The organism is Salinisphaera shabanensis E1L3A (genome assembly GCF_000215955.2).
Taxonomy (GTDB): domain Bacteria; phylum Pseudomonadota; class Gammaproteobacteria; order Nevskiales; family Salinisphaeraceae; genus Salinisphaera; species Salinisphaera shabanensis.
In genome coordinates this window covers 83024-102020 of the sequence record NZ_AFNV02000007.1, presented here as the reverse complement: position 1 = coordinate 102020, position 18997 = coordinate 83024, and the positions used below count along the sequence as shown (strand labels likewise).

Annotated in this window: 17 protein-coding genes; 12 read left to right on the top strand and 5 right to left on the bottom strand. The window is 60.8% G+C overall.

Annotation, left to right across the window (positions count from 1 at the left end; all coding sequences use genetic code 11):
• Nucleotides 1–30: 30 nt before the first annotated feature.
• Nucleotides 31–1122, bottom strand: a complete 1092-nt coding sequence (apbC, locus tag SSPSH_RS05915) for an iron-sulfur cluster carrier protein ApbC (RefSeq protein WP_006915060.1) — start codon at nucleotides 1120–1122, stop codon at nucleotides 31–33.
• Nucleotides 1123–1243: 121 nt separating this feature from the next.
• Between apbC and metG the strand changes: the two genes are divergently transcribed.
• From metG to SSPSH_RS05865, 10 genes are all read left to right on the top strand, one after another.
• A complete protein-coding gene (gene metG, locus SSPSH_RS05910; protein ID WP_006915059.1) occupies nucleotides 1244–3325 on the top strand; it encodes a methionine--tRNA ligase in 2082 nt (693 codons plus the stop codon).
• A gap of 188 nt (nucleotides 3326–3513) precedes the next feature.
• Entirely contained in the window at nucleotides 3514–4170 is a 657-nt protein-coding gene (locus SSPSH_RS05905; protein WP_006915058.1) for an RnfABCDGE type electron transport complex subunit B, read from the top strand.
• Between the two features lie 67 nt (nucleotides 4171–4237).
• Nucleotides 4238–4885: an endonuclease III gene (nth, locus tag SSPSH_RS05900; protein ID WP_006915056.1), complete on the top strand. Its 648-nt coding sequence runs from the start codon at nucleotides 4238–4240 to the stop codon at nucleotides 4883–4885.
• A complete protein-coding gene (locus SSPSH_RS05895; RefSeq protein WP_006915055.1) occupies nucleotides 4882–5547 on the top strand; it encodes a fumarylacetoacetate hydrolase family protein in 666 nt (221 codons plus the stop codon). Before nth ends, SSPSH_RS05895 begins: the two co-directional genes overlap by 4 nt.
• A complete protein-coding gene (locus SSPSH_RS05890; RefSeq protein WP_021031479.1) occupies nucleotides 5544–6254 on the top strand; it encodes a phosphoglycolate phosphatase in 711 nt (236 codons plus the stop codon). Before SSPSH_RS05895 ends, SSPSH_RS05890 begins: the two co-directional genes overlap by 4 nt.
• A 95-nt stretch (nucleotides 6255–6349) precedes the next feature.
• Nucleotides 6350–7459 carry a hypothetical protein gene (locus SSPSH_RS05885; RefSeq protein ID WP_006915052.1) on the top strand — a complete coding sequence of 370 codons (1110 nt, stop codon included), beginning with the start codon at nucleotides 6350–6352 and terminating at the stop codon, nucleotides 7457–7459.
• Nucleotides 7449–8774 carry a hypothetical protein gene (locus SSPSH_RS17795; RefSeq protein ID WP_006915051.1) on the top strand — a complete coding sequence of 442 codons (1326 nt, stop codon included), beginning with the start codon at nucleotides 7449–7451 and terminating at the stop codon, nucleotides 8772–8774. Before SSPSH_RS05885 ends, SSPSH_RS17795 begins: the two co-directional genes overlap by 11 nt.
• A gap of 141 nt (nucleotides 8775–8915) precedes the next feature.
• Nucleotides 8916–10571: a phosphoenolpyruvate carboxykinase (ATP) gene (locus SSPSH_RS05875; protein WP_006915050.1), complete on the top strand. Its 1656-nt coding sequence runs from the start codon at nucleotides 8916–8918 to the stop codon at nucleotides 10569–10571.
• A gap of 251 nt (nucleotides 10572–10822) precedes the next feature.
• A complete protein-coding gene (locus tag SSPSH_RS05870; protein ID WP_006915049.1) occupies nucleotides 10823–11851 on the top strand; it encodes a putative solute-binding protein in 1029 nt (342 codons plus the stop codon).
• Nucleotides 11852–11867: 16 nt separating this feature from the next.
• On the top strand, nucleotides 11868–12470 hold the full coding sequence (locus SSPSH_RS05865; RefSeq protein WP_006915048.1) for a helix-turn-helix domain-containing protein: 603 nt from the start codon (nucleotides 11868–11870) through the stop codon (nucleotides 12468–12470).
• 97 nt (nucleotides 12471–12567) lie between these two features.
• Here the strand turns inward: SSPSH_RS05865 and SSPSH_RS05860 are convergent, their stop codons facing one another.
• The 3 genes from SSPSH_RS05860 to SSPSH_RS05850 form a co-directional block, all read right to left on the bottom strand.
• Nucleotides 12568–13398 carry a BamJ family beta-barrel-assembly machinery protein gene (locus SSPSH_RS05860; RefSeq protein ID WP_021031478.1) on the bottom strand — a complete coding sequence of 277 codons (831 nt, stop codon included), beginning with the start codon at nucleotides 13396–13398 and terminating at the stop codon, nucleotides 12568–12570.
• Nucleotides 13399–13477: 79 nt separating this feature from the next.
• Nucleotides 13478–14824: an MFS transporter gene (locus tag SSPSH_RS05855; protein WP_006915046.1), complete on the bottom strand. Its 1347-nt coding sequence runs from the start codon at nucleotides 14822–14824 to the stop codon at nucleotides 13478–13480.
• 255 nt (nucleotides 14825–15079) lie between these two features.
• Nucleotides 15080–16288 (bottom strand): argininosuccinate synthase, encoded by a 1209-nt coding sequence (locus SSPSH_RS05850; RefSeq protein WP_006915045.1) that lies wholly within the window; start codon nucleotides 16286–16288, stop codon nucleotides 15080–15082.
• 174 nt (nucleotides 16289–16462) lie between these two features.
• Between SSPSH_RS05850 and rnt the strand changes: the two genes are divergently transcribed.
• Together rnt and SSPSH_RS05840 are read left to right on the top strand one after the other, a co-directional pair.
• Entirely contained in the window at nucleotides 16463–17119 is a 657-nt protein-coding gene (rnt, locus tag SSPSH_RS05845) for a ribonuclease T (RefSeq protein ID WP_006915044.1), read from the top strand.
• Nucleotides 17120–17285: 166 nt separating this feature from the next.
• Nucleotides 17286–18107, top strand: coding sequence for a lysophospholipid acyltransferase family protein (locus tag SSPSH_RS05840; RefSeq protein WP_021031476.1), 822 nt, complete (start codon nucleotides 17286–17288; stop codon nucleotides 18105–18107).
• On the opposite strand, the gene phaZ is transcribed toward SSPSH_RS05840, so the two are convergent.
• Nucleotides 18058–18963 carry a poly(3-hydroxyalkanoate) depolymerase gene (gene phaZ, locus SSPSH_RS05835; RefSeq protein WP_006915042.1) on the bottom strand — a complete coding sequence of 302 codons (906 nt, stop codon included), beginning with the start codon at nucleotides 18961–18963 and terminating at the stop codon, nucleotides 18058–18060. The two genes, SSPSH_RS05840 and phaZ, sit on opposite strands and share 50 nt — an antisense overlap.
• Between the last annotated feature and the right edge of the window lie 34 nt (nucleotides 18964–18997).

Sequence of the window (18997 nt, the reverse complement as noted above, 5' to 3'; positions counted from 1 at the left end):
GCGCGCTGCGCGCCTGAACACGCGCAGGACCTAGGTGCTTTCAACCTTGATATTCGGGAACTTGCTGGCGTAGTCCTTTTTCTGTTGCGACAGGCGGGCCGCGGTACGGCGCGACATATCAAAATAAGCACTGGCGATATTGCCTTGCGGATCGGCAACGACGCTGGGATGCCCCGCATCGGCGTTTTCGCGAATCGAGATGTCCAGCGGCAGCTCACCCAGCAGGCCGACATCGTATTCGTCGGCCAGGGTCTGGCCGCCGTGGGCGCCGAAAATCGCTTCTTCGTGGCCGCAGTTCGAACAGATATGCGTGCTCATATTCTCGACGATACCCAGGACCGGCACGTTTACCTTCTTGAACATTTCCACGCCCTTGCGCGCGTCGATGAGGGCCAGATCCTGTGGCGTCGTGACAACAACTGCGCCGGACACCGGCACTTTCTGCGCCAGAGTGAGCTGAATATCGCCGGTGCCCGGCGGCAGGTCGATGATGAGATAGTCGAGGTCGTCCCAGGCGGTCTGAAACAGCATCTGTTGCAGCGCCGAGGTCACCATCGGCCCGCGCAGAATCGCGGGTGAATCCTTTTCGATGAGATAGCCGATCGACATCGTCTGCATGCCGTGCGCTTGCATCGGCAGCAGCGTCTTGCCGTCCTTGGCCTGGGCCCGGCCTTCGATGCCCATCAGGCGCGGCTGGCTGGGCCCATAGATATCGGCATCGAGCAGGCCGACCGATGCACCATCGGCCTTGAGCGCCAGCGCGAGATTGGCGGCCACCGTCGATTTGCCCACGCCGCCCTTGGCCGAAGCCACGGCGATGATGTTGCGCACGCCTTCCACGCGCTTGAGCGACGGCTGCACCGCGCGCGCCGCCACCGAAAAACCGACGGTCACATCGGCACGCTCGATACCGCTGACCGCTTCCAGCATGGTGCGTACCTGCTCAGCCAACGTCTGGCCATAGTCACCGCAGGGGAAGCCGAGGTCGAGCTCGAGCGTCACTCGATCGCCCTTGATATCGAGCGTACGCACGGTGCGCGCGCTTATCAGATCCGTATCCAGATAAGGCTCGTGGAAGCGACCGAGCTCGGTTTCGACAGTCTGCTTGAGGGCATCGCTCATGGCGGGTTCCCGGTGTTGAATCGCTAAATTGAAACGGCCCCGATGATAGCAGCCAAGGCCGGCCACCCGTTGCAGCTGTGGCATACTGGCCGGCTTTCGACAGCCGACAAGACAGCCTGTTATGGCGCGCGATATTCTCGTTACTTCTGCTCTGCCCTATGCCAATGGCTCGATCCATCTGGGCCATCTGGTTGAATACATCCAGACCGATGTCTGGGTGCGCTTCCAGAAGCTGCGGGGCAACCGCTGTATCTATGTCTGCGCGGACGATGCGCACGGCACGCCGATCATGCTCAAGGCGCGCGACATGGGTATCGAACCCGAGCAGCTGATCGCCGACGTGGGCGCGGAGCATAAACAGGATTTCGACGACTTCCTGATCGGCTTCGACAACTACCACTCGACCCATTCGGACGAGAACCGCGAGCTGGCCAGCGAGATTTATACACGCCTGGACAAGGCCGGCCATATCGCGCGTCGCACCATCTCGCAGGCCTTCGACGAAGAAAAACAGATGTTTCTGCCGGATCGCTTCATTCGCGGCGAATGCCCGAAATGCGGCAGTCCCGAGCAGTACGGCGATGCCTGCGAAGTCTGCGGTGCGACCTATCAGCCGACCGAGCTCAAGAACCCGGTATCGGTGCTGTCTGGCGCCACACCGGTCGAGCGCGACTCGGAGCATTATTTCTTCCAGCTCGCCGACTTCGAGAAATTCCTGCACGACTGGACGCGCAGCGACCATCTGCAGGACGCGGTCACGCGCAAACTCGATGAGTGGTTTACCGCCGGCCTTAAGGACTGGGACATCTCGCGCGATGCGCCTTATTTCGGCTTCAAGATCCCCGGCACCGACGACAAGTATTTCTATGTCTGGCTGGACGCGCCAATCGGCTATATGGCCAGCTTCCTGAACCTGTGCAAGCAGCGCCAGGCCCAGGGCGAGGAGCTGGATTTCGACACATTCTGGAAAGCCGACTCCGACGCCGAGCTGTACCACTTCATCGGCAAGGACATCGTCTATTTCCATGCCTTGTTCTGGCCGGCCATGCTTAAGGGCGCGGGTTACCGCACGCCCACGGCGATTCATGCGCACGGTTTTCTGACCGTCAACGGCGAGAAGATGTCCAAGTCGCGCGGCACCTTCATCAAGGCCCGCACCTGGCTCAAACACCTGCCGGCCGAGTTTCTGCGCTACTACTTCACCGCCAAGATGTCCGGCAAGGTCGAGGATCTCGATCTGAACCTCGACGACTTCCGGTCGCGAATCAATTCCGACCTGGTGGGCAAGTACGTCAACATCGCCAGCCGCTGCGCAAACTTCATCACCAAGCGCTTCGACGGCGAATTGGCGGGTACGCTGGACAACCCCGAGCTGTTCCAGCGTTTTGCCGCGGCCGCCGACGAGATAGTCGAGCACTACGAGCAACGACGCTTTGCCCAGGCGATCCGCCAGATCATGGCGCTCGCCGACGAGGCCAATGCCTATGTCGCCGAGCGCGCACCCTGGCAAGTGGCCAAGGAAGACGGCCGTGAAGACGAGCTGCAGCGGATCTGTACGACCGCGCTCAATCTGTTCGCCCAGCTCACGATTTATCTCAAGCCGGTACTGCCGGAAACCGCCGCCCGCGCTGAAGCGTTCCTGCAGGTCGATGAGCTGCAGTGGGCCGATCTCGACACGCCGCTTACCGGCCACGAGATCGCACGCTTCAAGCCGTTGCTGCGCCGCGTGGAACAGCCGGCCATCGACAAGATGATTGCGGCGAGCCAGGAAGATCTCGCGGCCAAGGCAGCACCACAGGACACCGCCGAGCCCGAGCCTGAAGCACCCAAGAAAGCAGCCGAAAAACCCGCGCCCAAGGCGGCCGAAACGGGCGCCGACAGCGATACGATTGAAATCGGCGACTTCGCGAAAATCGATTTGCGCGTGGCGCGTATCGAAGCAGCCGACCATGTCGAGGGCGCCGACAAACTATTGCGCCTGACGCTCGATGTGGGCGCACTCGGCAAGAAGCAGGTCTTTGCCGGCATCAAGTCCGCTTATGAGCCGTCTCAGCTCGAAGGCCGGCTTACGGTGATGGTCGCCAACCTCGCGCCCCGCAAGATGCGCTTCGGCCTGTCCGAAGGTATGGTGCTGGCGGCCGGCGATAGCCCGCGTATTCTTTCGCCTGACGAGGGCGCGAAACCTGGCGACAAGGTCAAATAGCAAGGCGAGTTTCCTTGGCCTTGTTCGCCCACACAGTCCGCAGATTGCGCATAGTGCTTATCGGAAAATTCGGGACGTTGGCGCCAACCCTTCGAGATTCACTGGTTGACGCTTTGAATATCGAAATTCAGGTTCTTGAATCGACGTAATCTGCGGATAAAGCTTGTAACCATTCCGGTAGCGCGAACATGACCATGGCTTACATCGACGATATCGATGCGCTACTGCCGCAAACCCAGTGCCGGCGTTGCGGCTATGACGGATGTCGGCCTTATGCCGAAGCCATTGCCGCGGGCGAAACCGATATCAATCGCTGCCCGCCCGGTGGCGATGAAACCGTCGTACGGCTGGCCGGGCTGACCGGCAAATCGATCAAGCCGATTGACCCGGAATGCGGCGACGCCAGCGTGGCCAAGGTCGCCTTCATTCGCGAGGACGAGTGCATCGGCTGCACACGCTGCATTCAGGTGTGTCCGACGGATGCGATCATCGGCGCAGCCAAGCAGATGCATACGGTGATCGAATTCGACTGTACCGGCTGCGAACTGTGTGTACCGGCGTGTCCGGTGGATTGTATCGACATGCCCGAGTCCGATGCCGAAAGCGGCCAGCCCGTCTGGCCGCCAGAGCGGGATATCGACGCGGATCGAGCCGCCCGCGCGCGCCAATTGTTCGAAGCGCGCCAGAAGCGTCTGAATCGTCAAACCAGCCGCCGGCGACGCACAACACGACACGAAGCGACGGTCGACGCGCGCGAAGATGCAGTCGCGACGTCGGACGCAAAGAAATCGACCATTGCCGATGCCATCGCGCGCGCGAAGGCACGCCGCGCAGGCCGCGAATGAGCCTTTTACGACGGCATCTCGATAGAGAGGGCGCGTCGAACGAGGCGCCACGCAACAGCCTCACCCTATGAACAAAGACAAACGCACGGAGATTTTCGAACGTCTGCGCGACGCCAATCCGAACCCGCAGACCGAATTGCAATACAACTCTGCCTTCGAGCTGTTGGTGGCCGTGATCCTTTCAGCCCAGGCCACCGATATCGGCGTGAACAAGGCCACCGCGAAGCTGTTTCCGGTCGCGAATACGCCACAGGCGATTCTCGATCTTGGCGAAGACGGGCTCAAGGACTACGTCAAGACAATCGGCCTGTACAACAGCAAGGCGGCGAACATCATGAAGACCTGCCGCGCGCTGGTCGACGAACACGACGGCGAAGTGCCGGATACGCGCGAAGAACTGGTCGCCCTGCCCGGTGTCGGCCGCAAGACGGCCAATGTCGTGCTCAACACCGCCTTCGGCAAACCCGCCATGGCGGTGGATACGCATATCTTTCGTGTATCCAACCGCACCGGCATTGCGCCCGGCAAGACGGTGCGTGCCGTCGAAGACCGGCTCATGCGATTGGTGCCGAAAGCATTTCTTCTCGATGCGCATCACTGGCTCATCCTGCACGGGCGCTATGTCTGCAAGGCACGCAAGCCATTGTGCGACGACTGCCGAATCGTCGATTTATGCGAATATCGGCACAAGAATTTAAGCGAGCAGACCTCATGAGCGATACCCGCAACCGCCCCGCCGATGCCTTTGCCGCCCGCCATACGCCACGCATATTCTGCATCGGCCGCAATTACGCCAAGCACATCGAAGAACTCGGCAACACACTCAGCGGACGAGAATCGGTGGTCTTCATGAAACCCGTCAGCTGTCTTGTCGCACCGGGCGAGGCAATCACATTGCCTGACGATGTGGGCGCCATTCACTACGAAACGGAACTCGTGGTCGAAATCGGCACAGGCGGGCGGGATATCGCGCCCGAGGCGGCTCGAGAACATATCTCGGGTATCGGGCTTGGCCTGGATCTGACCTTGCGCGATGTCCAGACCGACCTGAAAAACACCGGAGAGCCCTGGGAAAAAGCCAAGGCCTTCGATCACAGCGCACCGCTGGGGCCACTCGTTTCGCTGAGCGACGATATCGATCTCGCCGATCTGCATTTCGAATTGGCGATCGACGGCCAAACCCGGCAGCACGGACATACGGCGCATATGCTGGCCGGCGTCGCCGATCTCATCGCCATGCTCAGCGCTCATTGGCAACTGCTGCCCGGCGATCTGATCTTTACCGGCACACCCGAGGGCGTGGGCCCGCTGCAGCCGGGCATGCGTCTGTCGCTGAGCGCTGACCGGCTCGCCGGTGCCGAGTGGACGGTCGCTTGAAAACGCCCGCCCCCGAATCTGCGGCAAACGCACTGCATCCCGCGCTCGAGCATATCGCGCTGGTGGTATTCGATCTCGACGGTACGCTAATCGATTCGGTGCCGGATCTGGCCGCCGCGATCGACACCACGCTCACCGAGCGCAGCCTGGAGGCGCCCGGTATCGAGCGCGTACGCGACTGGGTCGGCAACGGCAGCCACAAACTTGTCGAGCGCGCACTCGCTCATGCGCAAGCCATCAGCGAAGAGGCAGTCGATCGCGAAACAGTCGACGCCGCTCACGCACGTTTTCTCGAACATTACGCGGCTGCGCCCTGTGCGCGGACCCGACCTTATGACGGGGTGCGTCAGTGCCTAAGCAACTTAGCGACGCGCGGCGTCACCTGTGTGCTCGTAACCAACAAGCCGATCGCATTCGTCGGTCCGATCCTCGAGCATTTCGAACTCGAGCGTTTCTTTGCGCTAACGCTTGGCGGCGACAGTCTGAATGAGAAAAAGCCACACCCGGCACCGCTGCTGTACAGCGCGCAGCAAATGGACATCGACCCGGCGCACGCACTGATGATCGGCGATTCTCGCCACGATATCGAAGCAGGAAAGGCGGCCGGTTTTCGCACACTTGCTGTGAGCTACGGCTATAACCACGGCGAACCGGTCAGCGCCAGCGAGCCCGATTATATTATCGACACGCTTGCCGAGCTGCGCTGATTGACCGGCCATGCGTTTCTAAAAAGATCGGTTGTCATTTAATCGCCTTTACGGGACGATGCAACGAAATAACGACGTGCGAGGAGAAAGCGTCGATGGCAACGAAGAAGAAGAAGGCCGGGATCGCGATCGTCGCGGTTCTGGTATTGACCGCCGGCGCTGTCATCGCCATGAAAGCGGCTCAGCCCGAGGCCGCCGAATCGGCCACGCTCGTATCCAACAAACACGCCCAGCTGGCTTCGATCGAGAGCTACAACGAAGGCCAGAACAGCTTTTCGGAGAGTTTCAACCCGATCATCCGCGATCGGACGCTGCGCGATTCGGGACGCAAATCGGTCGGGCTGTTCATCAAGAACGTCTACTTTCGCGTGGTCGGCGATGTGGCATTCGACACCAAGCAGTTGTCCGCGGTGTTGATACCCCGCAATGCGGGTGACCCGATCGTGCTCGACGACCCTACATCGTTCATCTTTCACCCCCTTCACGGCCAGGTCACGTTGCCGCCGAAAGCCTTGTCGGCGTTGTTCAACCAGTATCTGGCCGACTATTCGGGTTCGCAGCTGCGCAAGATCGAAGCCTCGACCAGCGACGACGGCCGTCTCGTTGTCGAAGGCGAAGCCGCGAAAATACCCGGTGTATGGCTGCCGTTTTATATGGCCGGCACGGTCGAGCTGAAACAGGGTCATTTGTTCGTCTACAAACCCGACGAGATCAAGCTCGGGCCTATGGAAGCCAAGGGCCTGCTCGAAGCGATCAATCTGCAGCTGTCGAAACTGCTGCAGATCGAATCGCAGGGCGCCGGATTTTCAGGCAACAACGTGGTGCTCGATCTCAACCATGCCTTGCCGCCGCCCGAACAGAGCGTGAACGTCGAGCGCATGCAGATCGATAGCGCGGGCGTGCATCTGGATATTACCAGCGACCAGAATCCCGACTTTCCGGAACCGGTGGTCAACAGCGATAGCTACGTCATGCTTCAAGGCGGCGATGTGCGTATCCAGCGAGCAGTAATCACCGATGCGCGCCTGCAACTGATGGCGCGCGATGGCGGCAAGCTCGACGCGTCGCTCTACAACTATCGCGCGCAATTGGTTAACGGCGTGCTCGATGCCACACCGTCGGGCGAAATCGCGATTTACCTCGGCAGCTATGTGCCGGAAGACTATATCGAGTCTGCTTTGCCGGAGGACAGCGATGCGTCCTGATACCCGCCTCCAGACGATGAACCGCTTTGTGCGCAATCCATTATCTGCCGTATTGATCGCTGTTCTGCTGGCCGGCGTTTGCGGCAACGGTTGGGCCCAGGGGCAGATGCGCAAGTCGCTCGGCCCGGAACCGGGTCGACTCGCCCCCACCCTGAACGACGACGACGACGAGACCGAAGACAGCGAAAGCACCGAGTCACAGGCTCAGGCAAGCGACAAGGACACGGCTTCCGGCGAGACCTCGGCCGAGAGTCCGGCAGACGCCAACGACGACAGAACCGTCCAGCCGGATGTCGTGACCGCACAGCAACAACGCTATGCCACGCTGCGGGATACCTGGAGCCGGCGGCTGTTACCCGATGCGCTCAAATCGGATGTCGGCACCTTCACGCTGCGCGATTCGGGCGTGCGCGCTATCGCGCTGCAAGCACAGAACGTCGAGTTCTATCTGGACCAGAACATCGGTTACTACGTCAAGAACCTGCGCGCCCTGCTCGAACCCAGACAAGCCGGCGAGCCGGTCAATTTCGACGACCCGGAACAGTTCGATATTCATATTCTGTCCGGCGAGTTGCTCGTGCGGCCGAAAGATCTCGATGCCCTGTTCAACAACTACCTGCTGGACTATCAACCGCGCTCGCTGTCGAGTGTGACCAACAAGACATCCAAGGACACGCTGACCGTCGAAGTGGGCGCCCGCCTGTTCGAATTCATCCCGCCGGTGGGCGGATTGCCGACCACGCTTGAAGGCCCGATTACGGTTACCGACGACAATAAACTGGTTTATGCGCCCACCAGCGTCAAACAGTTCGGCATGCCAGTGAAATCCTTGCTTTCGGGCGCGGGGCTTGATCTGCAGACACTTACGCCGTTCTCTCGCGAAGGCATAAAACTCGAGAAAGATCGGTTGATCATGGATCCCGAAACGCTTTTTCCGCCGCCGCATGTCAAGATCGACAACCTCGAAAGCGCGACCCTGGGCGACGACGGGCTTACGCTCAAGTTCTCCAGCGACGCCTCCGACGGCGGTTTCAGTGATCCCCCGGTGGCCACCGACAGCTATATCTGGTTGCAGGCCGGCGATGCCCGCTTCTACTCGACCCTGCTGGTTAATGCGAACCTGCAATTGATGGGCGATTCCGACGAGCCGCTACGCTTCAATCTCTATCACTATCGGGCACAGAGCGCGGAAGGCACGATCAGCGCACAAATGGACGGCGCACTGATTGTACGGGTGCCCAACGAGTTCAAGATCGACGATGAGGATGTCCACCAGTACAGCGGTCTGACCCCGCGCTCGGCCTCGGCGGACTAACGCCGCCTCGATAATCGTCATATCTACCCGCAAGTTGGCTGGCTGCGCACGCCCGCGCGCGTGTTGCCAGTCATAAACCTTACCGGTAATCTGCGCGTTTTTGCCGGCCTGTCAGGTCTGCCGCCCTCAGGACAAGTGCATATGAGTTTGAATGCCGAGTTGAAACAGACGCTGGGCTTGGATGGCCTTGAGTATCGCCACAATCTCGGCAAGGACGAGCTCTTTCGCGAAGCACTTGCGAACGACCGCGGCCGTATCCGAGCCGACGGGCCGGACGATGAGCCCAAAGCTTATGAGACCGCATTAGGCCTTGGAGGCCCACTGGTCTACTACTCCGATCCCAGCTGCACCGGTCGGCCCGTACAGGACACTTTTGCCGTGGCCTGGCCCGAAATCGTCGATAAGGTGTGGTGGAAATCCGATTTCCAGCAATTCGCGCCCGAGCATTTCGAACCACTGCTCGAGCGGGTGGCGGCGCATCTGAACGAACGCAGCCGGCATTTGTATGTGCAGGATGTCTACTGCGGGTGGGATCCCGTTTATGCCGTGCCGTATCGTTTCGTGGGCGAATTTGCCACCCACGCACTGTTCGCCAAGAACATGTTTGCCGACGGCGTGGATGTCAAAAACCCGGACGACAAGCGCTGGACGCTGCTCAATGTCCCGAGCTTTCATTGCGATCCCGAGCGCGACGGTACCAAATCGAATCGTGCCGTGATCATCGATATCCGCAACCGTATCGGTCTGGTGCTGGGTCGCGCGGACTACTGTGGCGTCGTCAAGAAGACCATGTTCACGGTCATGAACTACATGCTGCCCGAAATGGGCGAAATGCCGATGCACTGCTCGGCGAACGTCGGCGCGCGCGGCGACGGCGCAATTCTTTTCGGCCTGTCCGGCACCGGCAAGACCACGCTATCGGCCGATCCTGATCGCGAACTCATCGGCGACGACGAACATGCCTGGACAGAAGACGGCGTTTCCAATTTCGAGGGCGGCTGCTATGCCAAGCTTATCGATCTGGACAAGGAAGCCGAGCCTGTCATTGCCGGTGCATTGTCGACGCCGGGCTGCGTGATCGAGAACGTCCCTCCTCTGCCGGGCAAGGCGTTGACCGATACCGACCCGCAGGATCTCGACCTTACCGACGGCTCGATTACTGAAAACACCCGCCTTTCCTACCCGCTCTCGGCCAACCCCAACGTCGCCGACGGCGCACGCGGGCCGCATCCGGAAACGATCGTACTGCTCACCGCGGATGCCTTCGGCGTACTACCGCCGGTATCGCTGCTGGACACGAAAGACGTGATGTATCATTTCGTATCCGGCTTCACCTCCAAACTTGCCGGCACGGAAGTCGGTGTGACCGAGCCCAAGGCCGCGTTTTCTGCCTGCTTCGGCGCGCCGTTCATGGCACAGAAACCTTCGGTCTATGCCGAGATTCTGGCCGAGAAGATGCGTACCCATAAGGCACGCTGCATTCTGCTCAACACCGGCTGGTCAGGTGGCCCGCATGGCGTGGGCAAGCGCATCTCCATCAAGCATACGCGCGCCCTGCTCAACGCCGCGCTCGCCGGCGATCTCGACCCGGAAAATACCGAGTACGAAAATCACCCGATCTTCAATCTCGCCATGCCCAAGAGCTGCCCTGACGTGCCCAGCGAGATACTGAATCCGCGTAATACCTGGGACGACAAGGCCGCTTACGATCGACAAGCCGAAAAGCTTCGCGACATGTTCCGCGAAAACTACAAAACGAAAGGTTTCGACCAATTGGGTATCGAAGCGGTCATGTAATACGGTGCCGCGGCTGGCGGCTGCGGTTTATTGGCGAGTTCGCTGCGCCCTCATGTGGCGCGGCGTTGGCTCATACCCCGTCGCGATCGGTGGGCCAACGCCTGTGAAATACTGCCCGACAGGATCGTCGACACCACCCGGCGACATACACGTCTGATCATGCCAGTCTGCGATGTGAACAAGTGTTGACTTGATGCGTATCCGACTCTAATGTGTACAACTGTTCACATAGAGTATCTCGGGCGTATCCCATGAAACGATTCGTTGCTTTCGGCCTCATCGCCGCGCTTTCGCTGGCGTGCATGAATGTGTGGGCCGACTCGGTGCAAGAGCGTGTGGCCTGTGTATTCGACCCGGTTGGCGCCGACGGCTTCGTGTACGAGCTGTTCAGCGACTACGCCCTCCAGGCACGCGACTGGGGCTACGCCCTCCAGCCGCGCGCGTATACCGACGAAGCCGTTGCTGCGAACGATTTCAAGGCCGGCGAATGCGATATGGTCGTACTCTCGGGCGTACGCACGCGCGCGCTAGTACCGTTTGCCGGCAGCCTGGACATGGCCGGCGGGCTGCAAACCTACGCCGGCCTAAAACGCGCGATCAAAGCCATGGCGGCGCCAAAGGCGGCCCCACTCATGCAGGCAAACGGCAACGAAGTTGTCGGCGTCGTACCGATGGGCCGGGTTTTCCTGTTCGCCCGCGATCGCGACGATCTGCAAAGTCTTGACCGACTCGCCGGCAAGCGTATTGCCATCCTGTCCTACGACCGCGCTTCGCGGCGCGTGGTGGAAGCCGTCGGCGCTTCTCCGGTGCCCGCCGATATCGTCTCTCTCGGGCCGCTTTTCAATAACGGCAGCGCTGATCTCACCTATGCGCCGGCGATCGCTTACCAACCACTCGAACTCGAACACGGCATCACCCCGAACGGCGGCTTCGCCAATTTCGTGCTGGGCACGCTGTCGGGTCAGATCGTCGTTCATCAGGATCGATTCGCCCCCGAATTCGGGGCCCGTTCAAGAGCGTGGGTCGCCGACACCCTCTCCCTCAGCATGATCGAGCGGCTGGAAAAGGCGGAAGCAAGGTTACCGCTCGCGCGGTGGGTCGTCATCGATCCGCAGCGCAGCGAGCGCTATCAACGCATGTTCCGCGAAGTCCGAGAGCAACTCTGGCAGGAAGACTGGTACAGCCACCGTATGCAGCGGCTGCTCAAGAAGCTCCGCTGTGCCGAGACGCCGGCGCTGGCTGAATGCAGCCTCGATTCCGAGGGCGGGCCGGTCTACTAAGGCGCGGTTTTCGTAAATGAAGAAAAGTATCTCTCTCGACCCCGGTCGTATCCGCTATTGGCGCGAGCAACGCGGTTTGACCCAGCAGGCACTGGGCGACGAGGTGCTCGGATGGGGCAAGCCAGCGTCTCGTCTGCGACGCATCCAGGCATGGGAGCGTACCGGCCGGGTCTGGGACCGCCTCGCCGCGAACCTGGCACAGGCACTCGATGTCGGGCTCGCCGATCTCGAGTATTCGGATGCCGATATCGCCGGCCTATGGCTGTGCTGGTGCAACCGCAGTTTGCCGCCACGCTCGGCCGTACTCCAATCCAGCCTGCATGGGGCGTTCGATCATATCCGGTCGCAGATCGAGCATACGAGCGATCGGCACCAGCGCCTGCAGGCCACGCTGGTCGATGCCGACACGCTTTTTCGTATCGAACTGCTCGCCACGGGCCCCGCCGGCCTGGTCCCGATCGAGCCGCTGTTTTTACGCCGGGTGCGCTGGACCGCACGCCATGGTCTGCTATGGCGCAGGCCGAGCCCGCTTGAACGTCAAGGTTTGCGGCGACTGTTCGACCAGGCCATCCATACCCATCCGTCTATCGAGCCGCGCAACGTACACGCCTTGCGCTAGGACAGCAGGCCGCCGATCACTCACACATAAAAAAGCCGCCGGCAGTACTGCCGGCGCCTTGGATAGTCATAGCCTTTGAAGGCTGCTGACTGGCAGCTTAGGCGTCGCTGTCACCCTGCTGGGGCTGCTCGCTACCCTGCGCGCCCGCATCGTCGCCCTGGCCTTCATCAGCGCCGACCTTGATCAGTTCGACGTCGAAGATCAGCGTTTCGTTCGGGCCGATCTGGGCACCAGCACCCCGTTCGCCGTAGGCGAGCTCGGCGGGAATATAGAGCTCGTACTTCGCACCCTGCTTCATCAGCTGCAGCGCTTCCGTCCAGCCGGGAATAACCGCATCGACCGGGAACGTTACCGGTTCGCCACGTTCACGCGAACTATCGAAGACCGTACCGTCGATGAGCTTGCCGGTGTAATGCACGGTCACGCTGTCTTCGGCAGTCGGGGTCGGGCCGTCGCCTTCTTCGAGCACCTTGTACTGCAGCCCGCTATCCGTGGTCTCGACGCCTTCCTTGTCCTTGTTTTCGGCCAGGAACTTCTGTCCCTTCTCGAGATTGTTCTGCGCCTGCTCGCTGGCTTTCTGCTGCTGCGCGGCCTCCATCTCCTTGACGAAGCTCTGCATCACGCTATCGAGCTCGTCCTGGCTCAGGCGCGTTTCCTTGCCGCTGACCACATCGCTCACGCCTTCCGAGAGCTCATCCACCTGAATATCGACCGGCAGCTCTTTGAGCGAGTTACCGATATCCATGCCCAGCGCATAGCTACGACGCGCTTTTTCGTTCTCGAAATCACCGGCCTTGTCGGTGCTGGCGGCGCCACTATCGCTGCCGTTAGAAGCACCTGCATCCGACGATGCGTTATCGGCGTCCGACTGGTTACCACATGCCGTAAGCGCGAACAGACACGCCAACAAAGCCATATATCGTTTCATTGAGATCATCCATGTCCATTTCTTGGAAACCGCAAGCCTACGCTAAAGGCCCAAGGAGAAAAAGCCGCTTTCACTTTGGTCAAACGCCCGGCCGACCAGCGCTTGGCGGCAATTCATCACGTTGCGACTCGGGCTGTGCATGCGCGGTCCCGGACCCGCTGTGCAACTCGTCGAACACATGCGGCGTTTCCATATAGAGGTCGTGACGCGGGTCGAGTTCCAGAATCGCTGGACTGGTATTCGCGGCCACAATAGGTACGAAGCGGCTCTGATCGGCGACCGGCACGGACGGCGTGGTGAAACCGCGCCAGAACACGAACAGCGAAAACAACGCGAACACTCCCGCGAGAAACACGAACAGACCGGCTGGGCCGAGCGACTGCATGGCAAGCGCGCCGGCCACCGGCCCGATACAGGTCCCCACGCCATAGGCGAGCAGCAACCCGGCGCTGGCGGCGATCGGATCCCCGCTGTCCATATAGTCGTTGATCATCGATAGGCTGATCGGATACAGGCACGCCGCCAACCCGAACAACGGTGCGGTCGCGATATAAAGCACACGCATATCCGCCGCGCCCGCCACGGCAGCCACGATACCGGCGAGCGTGGCGATACTGCTGATCACGGCGATGGTCAGACGTCGATCGAAATGATCGGAAAGGCGGCCCACCGGCCACTGCACGGCCATCGTGGCAAGCACCGCGAACGCCATATAGCGCGAGACGTCGGACAGACTCATGCCAATATCGCTGGCATAAACCGGTGCGAGCGTACTGAAGCCGGCCACCAGCGCGCCGCCGGCGATGCCGCCGAACAACCCACTGGGCGATAACGCATAGAGCTGGCGAAAACGAAGCCGGCTGGCGGTATCCGGCGCCGGCGCTTCCGAACGCGTCAGCGCCAGAGGTACGAGCGACATGACGATCAAGATCGCCACTATCGTATAAATCGGATAGTCATCGGTTTCGCCCAGCGAAACCAGGTACTGACCGAGCGCCGCGGCAAAGAAGAACACCACCTGATAGATGCCTAGCAACGCACCCCGGATCGCGTGTGTCGCACGCCCGGAAATCCAGCTTTCCAGCACCATAATGAGTCCCGCTGCACAGAACCCCACCAGCACGCGCAACACCGCCCAGAGCACCCCGTCGAAAAACAACGGATGAATCAGCGATGCCGAACAGGCCACTGCCGCAAATGCTGCAAACGACCGAATCTGGCCGACACGGCGCACCAGGCGCGTCGCGAACAGAGACCCGATCACAAAACCGATGCTATGACACCCCAGCACCAGGCCGATCTGCAGCGTCGACAGCCCATCGGAACCCAATTCGACGGCCACGACCGTCGTTAACAGCGACGTGCCTGCAATGAACAGGGTAAGACTGGCGAACATTGCCGCCAGCGAGATAATCACCTGACCCATGATTGTGCGCTCTTGCGGACGGGAAAAGACGCTGTATGCGCATCGACCCATTCGGCGCGCGCGCTATTCTATGTGCGGATCATGTGCTGCGATAGCGCCGATCGCGCACGAATACATCGCACGCTGCACACCCGAAACTAACGGCAGCTGAAGACGCGTCTTGCGCGCTTTACGCACTCGGATGCAAAAAAAGCGCGTCGCTGGATGACGACGCGCTTTTTGTTCATCGCGCAGTGATTGCCAGCGCCGGCATGGCTAGCGCTGGCGATGCCCCAGCCGCAGCCGAAGCGCGTTGAGGCGGATAAAGCCCGCCGCGTCTTTCTGGTCATAGGCACCGCGATCGTCTTCGAAGGTTGCGATCGCCTCATCGAACAGGCTATCGCTTTCCGACGCGCGCCCGACAACCGATACGCTGCCCTTGTAGAGTTTCACGCGCACTGTGCCATTCACATGCGCTTGCGACTTGTCGATCGCAGCCTGCAGCATTTCCCGCTCGGGCGAGAACCAGTAGCCGTTATAGATCAGCTTGGCATAGCGTGGCATCAGTTCATCCTTGAGATGCGCGGCTTCGCGATCCAGCGTGATCGACTCGATCGCGCGATGCGCACGCAGCATGACCGTACCGCCCGGTGTTTCATAGCAGCCACGCGATTTCATACCGACGTAGCGATTTTCGACGATATCGATACGACCGATACCATGGGCGCCCGCCAGCTCATTGAGCCTGGCCAGCACCTGATACGGCGTGAGTTTTTCGCCGTCGATGGCGACGATATCGCCCTTTTCGAACGTCAGATCGATTTCCTGTGGGGCATCGGGCGCATCCTCGGGTGCGACGCTCCATTCCCACATGGAATCCTCGGCCGGCGTCCACGGGTCTTCCAGTACGCCCCCTTCGTAGGAAATATGCAGCGCGTTCGCATCGGTGGAATACGGCGAGCCGCCATCCACCTTCTTGCGGATATCGATGCCATTTTCCTCGGCATAGGCCAGCAGCTTCTCACGCGAGTTCAGATCCCACTCGCGCCAGGGCGCAATCACTTTGATACCCGGCATGAGCGCATAGGCCGACAGCTCGAAGCGCACCTGATCGTTGCCCTTGCCGGTCGCACCATGGGCGATGGCGTCGGCGCCGGTTTCTGCCGCGATCTCGACCAGACGCTTGGAGATGAGCGGCCGTGCGATCGAGGTGCCGAGCAGATATTCGCCTTCATAGATCGCATTGGCACGAAACATCGGATAGACGAAATCACGCACGAACTCTTCGCGCAGGTCGTCGATGAAGACTTCCTTGACGCCGAGTTTCTCGGCTTTGGGACGAACTTCATCGAGTTCCTCGCCCTGGCCGATATCGGCGGTGAAGGTCACCACCTCACAATCGTACTCGTCCTGAAGCCACTTCAGGATGACCGAGGTATCCAGGCCGCCCGAATAGGCCAGCACTACTTTATTGACGTCGCTCATAGGATTGATGTTCGGCTGTTCGCAGTAAATGGCGTAGCAAACCGCGCATTATACGCACGCCTGACCGTACAGCCATCGGCCGGTGCGGCCCGCTATCCTGCCCGTGGGCAAATTTACTCGCCTGCCGGCGCTGATATCGCCCCTGTGGCGCTGCCAGACTGCTAGTATCGCGCCATGACAGATTTTCAATCTCCAGAATCCGCGTTGCCCGTGATGGCGCAGCGCTTTCGCGGCTTTCTCCCCGTCGTGATCGACGTGGAAACCGGCGGCTTTAACAACGCAACCGATGCCCTGCTCGAAATCGCCGCGGTTACGGTCGACTTCAACGCCGACGGCGAACTGGAGCTGCGCGAATCGGTGTCGTATCACGTCGAACCGTTTGAAGGCGCGAACATTGAACCCGCGTCGCTCGAGGTCAATGGTATCGACCCGCATCATCCGCTACGCCCTGCGCTGCCGGAACGCGAGGCGCTGGCCCGGGTATTTCGCGTGGTGCGCACCATGGTCAAGGACACCGGCTGCAAACGCGCGGTTCTGGTCGGGCACAACGCGCATTTCGATCTGGGTTTTCTCAACGCAGCAATCGCGCGCACTGGAATAAAACGCAGCCCGTTTCATCCTTTTTCCTGTTTCGATACCGCGACTCTTGCCGGTGTCGCGCTGGGGCAAACCGTGCTGCGCCGTGCAGCAACGGCTGCGGGCATGAGCTGGGACAACGATGCCGCCCATTCAGCCCGTTACGACACCGAACAGACTGCCAAACTTTTTTGCACTATCGTCAATCGTTTCCGTCCGATCTACGAAAACATCCCGCCGCTGCCGCAGGACTAGGTAGAGGCTGTTAGCGGCCCGAGTGGGCTGCAACCACTGGCCGCTGCTGAACACGTGTCGATCCGCTAGAGGGCGATGCTCGACATGGTGCAGCATTGTTAAAAAATCGCTTTCCCAATCGCGGGCTTGCCCGGGCCACGCCAAGCCGCTAACTTGTGCCCGCGATATGGTCGACTCTTCATTCTCTGCTGCCCCGCGTCCGCTGATCGGCCGCCTGGGGATGTGTCTCAAAGCAGCACACCTGACCGGTTTGTTGCTGCTGGGCATCGTCTTGTTACCGTGCGTGCCGCTGATCGGCAATCGGTCGTGGAAGCTGGTGCGCTGGTGGCACGGGCGCATGCTGCGCGTGTTACGCGTCGAGCTCGAAATCGACGGCGAACTGCCGGCAGGCCCGACGCTGATCGTGGCCAATCACTGTTCCTGGCTAGATATCATCGTGCTTGGCCATGCGTTCAATGCCTCGTTCGTTTCCAAAGCGGAAATCGGCGGCTGGCCACTGGTCGGCGCGTTCGCCCGGGCTGCCGGCACGCTGTTCCTGAGCCGCGGCGCCGGTAAGACGTCGGAAACATCGGCGCGGATTCGCTCGGTACTCGACGCCGGCCGTTCGGTGCTGTTCTTCCCCGAAGGCACGACCACGACCGACCCGATGCCGCGCCGCTTTCATGCACGCCTGTTCGCTGCGGCCATCGAAGGCGAATATCCGGTACTACCGGTGGCATTGCGCTATTGCGACGACACCACGCCGGCCGATATGCACCACGCACTCGCGCCGTGGGTGAACGAGGCCGCACTCTGGCCACATTTCCGCGATCTGTTTCGAGTCCACGACATGCGTGCACAGGTTCGGCTTTGCGCGCCTATCGACCCGCGCGGCTACGACCGCCGCAGTCTGGCCGAAGCCAGTTATCTGGCTATCAGCCACCGGCAGTCGATGGCGGCTATAAAGGCTCGGCGCCGGGCAATGCCCGGGTCGCGCTCAGCGGCTTGAGCGTGCCGTCCGGCGGCAGATTCTGCGCAGAGTAATAGTCCTGCCCGTCCGTACCATCGTAGCGACGCTCGTTGATGAAGCGTTTGATCACGGCTGCACTTTCGTTCGCGCGCACCAGAAGAAACAGATGCCCGCCACCACGCACGATATGCAGATACGATTTCGGAATCAGCCAGTAAAGTAGCCGAATATTGACCAGCGGCATGACCGGGTCATCGTCGCCACCCATGATCAGAGTCGGGCAGCGCAGCCGGTGCAGCCGATGCACACTCGTCCAGCCCAGCCCTGCGATCAGCTGGTTGAAATAGCCCCGGGTCGACGGATCCGGCGAAAAATGACCGTTACGCTCCAACAGTTCCGGCCGGCGCCGCATCAACCCGCCATACAAAGTCGGCGCGAGCTGCGCCAGGTTTTCGTTCTTCTGAAACCGTCGGGCGTTGGTCAAACGCTTGAGCACGTTCGAGCGTGCCGGTAGCGCCAGCATCCCGGTGGAGGTGGCGGCCAAGACCAGCCGATTGGTGCGAGCGGGAAAATCGAGCGCGAACTGCTGGGCCAACGCCCCGCCCCAGGATACGCCGGCGATATTGAGCGGCATGTCGTAACCGAGCCGGTCCAGCAGCTTCGCCGAGAGCTTCGCCAGCCACCGAAAGCGGTGCGGCACGTTAAGCGCCGGCGAATCACCGGCACCCGGCACATCGAACACGATGACTTCGACATCGTCGAGCGCATTGACCAGCGGCAGCGTCATATCGAGATTGGCGCCGATACCGTTGAACAGCAGCATGGGCCGGCCGCGTCCGCGCCGTACGCCAACGCGCAGCTCAACGCCGTCCACGTCGATGAACTCGACCTGCATTCTCGTGCGCCGGCGCAGCACGCTCAGGTTAGGC